General features: G+C 69.6%; 2 protein-coding genes. One reads left to right on the top strand and one right to left on the bottom strand.

Features of this window, described 5'->3' with window-relative positions; all coding sequences use genetic code 11:
* Positions 1-6: 6 nt before the first annotated feature.
* Entirely contained in the window at positions 7-2,655 is a 2,649-nt protein-coding gene (locus HTZ82_RS02910; protein WP_175407660.1) for a valine--tRNA ligase, read from the bottom strand.
* Positions 2,656-2,793: 138 nt separating this feature from the next.
* Between HTZ82_RS02910 and HTZ82_RS02905 the strand changes: the two genes are divergently transcribed.
* Positions 2,794-3,744 carry a hypothetical protein gene (locus HTZ82_RS02905; RefSeq protein WP_175407659.1) on the top strand — a complete coding sequence of 317 codons (951 nt, stop codon included), beginning with the start codon at positions 2,794-2,796 and terminating at the stop codon, positions 3,742-3,744.
* The last annotated feature ends 29 nt before the right edge of the window (positions 3,745-3,773 follow it).

The raw sequence follows: 3,773 nt of genomic DNA, 5'->3' as shown, positions 1-3,773 counted from the left end.
GGTGCCTCAGGCCTGTGGCAGGTTGGCCAGCTGGGTCTGGATGCGGGTGATGTCCTCGTCCGCCTTGGCGAGGCGGGTGCGGATCTTGTCCACGACGTGGTCGGGTGCCTTGGCGAGGAACGCCTCGTTGCCGAGCTTGGCCTGGGCCTGGGCCTTCTCCTTCTCGGCCGCGGACAGGTCCTTCGTCAGGCGCTTGCGCTCCGCGTCGACGTCGATCGTGCCCGACAGGTCGAGGGCGACCGTGGCGCCCGCGACCGGCAGGGAGGCGGTGGCGTGGAAGCCCTCGCCCTCCGGCTGGAGGCGCAGGAGCTGGCGGATGGCCGGCTCGTGCGGGGCCAGTGCCGTGCCGGCCAGGTCCAGGCGGGCCGGGACCTTCTGGCCGGGCTGGAGGCCCTGGTCGGAGCGGAAGCGGCGGACCTCGGTGACGACCCGCTGGACCAGCTCGATCTCCTGCTCGGCGGCGTCGTCGCGGAAGCCGCCCGGGGCGTCAGCCCCAGGAACGGACACAGCCTTGGGCCAGTCGGCCACGACGAGGGACTCGCCGCCCGTCAGCGTGGTCCACAGGGTGTCCGTGACGAACGGGACGATCGGGTGCAGCAGCCGGAGCATGACGTCCAGGACCTCGCCCAGGACCCGCGCGGAGACCTTGGCCTGCTCGCCGCCCTCGAAGAAGGTCGTCTTGGACAGCTCGACGTACCAGTCGAAGACCTCGTCCCACGCGAAGTGGTAGAGCGCCTCGCTGAGCTTGGCGAACTGGAAGTCGTCGTAGTACGCGTCGACCTCCGCGACCGTCTTGTTGAGGCGCGACAGGATCCACCGGTCGGCCGCCGACATCCGCGACGCGTCGGGCAGCGGGCCCTCGACCGTCGCGCCGTTCATCAGCGCGAACCGGGTGGCGTTCCAGATCTTGTTGGCGAAGTTGCGGGACGCCTGGACCCAGTCCTCGCCGATCGGGACGTCCGTGCCGGGGTTGGCGCCCTTGGCGAGGGTGAAGCGGACGGCGTCGGAGCCGTACGCGTCCATCCAGTCGAGCGGGTCGACGACGTTGCCGAAGGACTTCGACATCTTCTTGCCGCGCTCGTCGCGGACCAGGCCGGTCAGGGCGATGGTCTTGAACGGGACCTCGCCGTCCATCGCGTACAGGCCGAACATCATCATCCGGGCGACCCAGAAGAAGATGATGTCGTGGCCGGTGAGCAGGACGTCGGTCGAGTAGAACTTGTCGAGGTCGGGGGTCTCCTCGGGCCAGCCGAGCGTGGAGAACGGCCACAGGCCGGACGAGAACCACGTGTCGAGGACGTCGGTCTCCTGGGTCCAGCCCTCGCCGGTGGGCGGCTCCTCGTCGGGGCCGACGCAGACGACCTCGCCGTTCGGCCCGTACCAGACGGGGATGCGGTGGCCCCACCAGAGCTGGCGCGAGATGCACCAGTCGTGCATGTTGTCCACCCAGTCGAAGTAGCGCTTCGACATGTCCTCGGGGTGGATCGTGACGCGGCCGTCGCGGACGGCGTCGCCGGCGGCCGCGGCGAGCGGCTCGACCTTGACCCACCACTGGAGCGACAGGCGCGGCTCGATGGTGGTCTTGCAGCGGGAGCAGTGGCCGACGGAGTGGACGTAGGGGCGCTTCTCCGCGACGATCCGGCCCTGGGAGCGCAGGGCGCCGACGACGGCGTCGCGGGCCTCGAAGCGGTCGAGTCCCTGGAACGGGCCGTGGACCGTGATGACTCCGCGCTCGTCCATGATCGTCAGGGATTCGAGGCCGTGGCGCTGGCCGATCGCGAAGTCGTTGGGGTCGTGCGCCGGGGTCACCTTGACGGCGCCGGTGCCGAACTCCGGGTCGACGTGCGTGTCCGCGACGACGGGGATCGTACGGTCCGTCAGCGGCAGCTTGATGCGCTTGCCGACGAGGTGCTTGTAGCGCTCGTCGTCGGGGTGGACGGCGACGGCGGTGTCACCGAGCATCGTCTCGGCGCGGGTGGTGGCGACGACCAGGGTGTCGTCCCCCTCGCCGTACCGGATGGAGACGAGCTCGCCGTCGTCCTCCTGGTACTCCACCTCGATGTCGGAGATGGCGGTGAGGCAGCGGGGGCACCAGTTGATGATGCGCTCGGCGCGGTAGATCAGCTCGTCGTCGTAGAGCCGCTTGAAGATGGTCTGGACGGCGCGGGACAGGCCGTCGTCCATGGTGAAGCGCTCGCGGCTCCAGTCGACGCCGTCGCCGAGGCGGCGCATCTGGCCGAGGATCCTGCCGCCGTACTCCTCCTTCCACTGCCAGACGCGGCGGACGAACTCGTCGCGGCCGAGGTCGTGGCGGGACTTGCCCTCCTCGGCGAGCTGCTGCTCGACCTTGTTCTGCGTGGCGATGCCCGCGTGGTCCATGCCGGGCAGCCACAGCGCCTCGTAGCCCTGCATGCGCTTGCGGCGGGTGAGGGCGTCCATGAGCGTGTGCTGGAAGGCGTGGCCCAGGTGGAGGCTGCCGGTGACGTTGGGCGGCGGGATGACGATCGTGTAGGCCGGCTTGCTGCTCGTGGCGTCGGCCGTGAAGTAACCGCGCTCTACCCAGCGCTCGTACAGCTGCCCCTCTACCTCGGCCGGCGCGTACTGGGTCGGCAGTTCGGGGACGGATGCTGGCTGCTGCTGAGTGTTCTCGGTCACGGGCCCAGTTTAGGGGTGTCACAGGCGCGTACTGAAACGGGAATGTTCCGTGATGGTGTGACCCCCGACGCGCCCCGGGAACGTTCCTTCGGCCAGTATGTGTGGAACGCATAAGCATCTGGATGGGGGAACCCCTTAATGAGCTACAACCAGCCGGGCCCGTACGGCGGTCAGCCCCAGCAGCCCGGGCCGTACGGTCAGCCGGGTCCCTACGGCCAGCCGGGCCCGTACGGCCAGCAGCCGCAGGCGCCCCAGCCCGGTTACGGCTACCCGCAGCAGGCCCCGCCGCCTCAGCCGGGTTACGGCTACCCGCAGCAGCCCCCGGCGCAGCCGAACCCGTACGGGCAGCCCCCGCAGCAGCCGCCGTACGGCGGGGCCCCGGGCGGCTACCCGGGCGCGCCGGTCCCGCAGGCCCCGAAGAAGAAGACGGGCCTGATCGTCGGTGTCGCGGCGGGTGTGGTCGCGGTGGCGGTCGGCGCGTACTTCGTGTTCGGTCCGGGCCTGGGCGGCGGCCTGGAGGACGACGGGCCGCACAAGCTGGCGACGCCGGAGACGGTGCTGGGCGGCGAGTACAAGCGGTCCAGCAAGGACGGTGCCGGCGACTCGTCCGATGTGGACGACATGAAGAAGGCCGGTATCGAGGACCCCAAGCCCGTGACCGCGATGTACTCGACGATCGACCCGAAGAAGATCGACACGTCGAACCCCGCGGGCTCGCCCGAGCTGTTGACGGCCAAGTCCGTCACGTTCACCGGCGCGTACGGGAAGATCGCGGATCCGCAGAAGACCCTGGACGCGTACTTCGCCCAGATGAACGAGGAGGCGAAGAAGGACTCCGACAGCAAGTTCAAGCTGATCGGGTCTCCGGAGGAGGCGTCCCCGGACGACTTCAACGGCGTCATGAAGTGCCAGTCGATCCAGGGCGAGAACGCCATGACGAAGCAGCCGCAGACCAACTGGTTCTGTGTGTGGTCCGACCACAGCACCTTCGCCGCGGTGTTCGCCGGCGAGGCGACGAAGGGTCTGGACAAGGACGCCGCGGCCCAGATCGCCGCCGACCTCCGCAAGGAAGTCCGCGTCAAGGTCTGACCGTACGGAACGCACAGGGGCGCCCGGCC

It is taken from the genome of Streptomyces sp. TRM64462 (genome assembly GCF_013362995.1).
Taxonomy (GTDB): Bacteria; Actinomycetota; Actinomycetes; order Streptomycetales; family Streptomycetaceae; genus Streptomyces.
Note: the sequence above shows the minus strand (reverse complement) of the source record. Positions and strands in the feature narration are given on the sequence as shown.